The following is a 466-nucleotide window of genomic DNA, read 5'->3' on the forward strand; positions in this document are numbered from 1 at the left end:
TCGGCAATTGATTACTAGCGATTCATTTAAATGAATAAAGCTTTTAAAACTCTAATTCACTCGGTTTTGCTTGGTAAAATCTATTTTTACTTACTTATCTAGTTTTCAATGTACAAATAATAATGGTGGAGACTAGCGGGATCGAACCGCTGACCTCCTGCGTGCAAAGCAGGCGCTCTCCCAGCTGAGCTAAGCCCCCATATTGAAATTTTAAATGGTGGGCCTAAGTGGACTCGAACCACCGACCTCACGCTTATCAGGCGTGCGCTCTAACCAGCTGAGCTATAGGCCCATTTAAAATTGAATGATAAACATTCAAAACTGAATACAATATGTCACGTTATTCCGTTTCAGTTTCCTGCGAAACTGTTCCGAATAATATCCTTAGAAAGGAGGTGATCCAGCCGCACCTTCCGATACGGCTACCTTGTTACGACTTCACCCCAATCATTTGTCCCACCTTCGA

General features: G+C 42.5%; 2 tRNA genes and 1 rRNA gene. All 3 read right to left on the reverse strand.

The features are described 5' to 3' along the window. Nucleotides 1–123 precede the first annotated feature (123 nt). Nucleotides 124–199, reverse strand: a tRNA-Ala gene (locus tag CD112_RS13230). 16 nt (nucleotides 200–215) lie between these two features. Next, nucleotides 216–292 (reverse strand) — tRNA-Ile (locus CD112_RS13235). A gap of 96 nt (nucleotides 293–388) precedes the next feature. Further along, nucleotides 389–466: ribosomal RNA gene (locus tag CD112_RS13240) — 16S ribosomal RNA — on the reverse strand; the annotation flags it as partial.

The sequence above is a fragment of the Staphylococcus simulans genome (genome assembly GCF_002902285.1).
Lineage (GTDB): Bacteria > Bacillota > Bacilli > Staphylococcales > Staphylococcaceae > Staphylococcus > Staphylococcus simulans.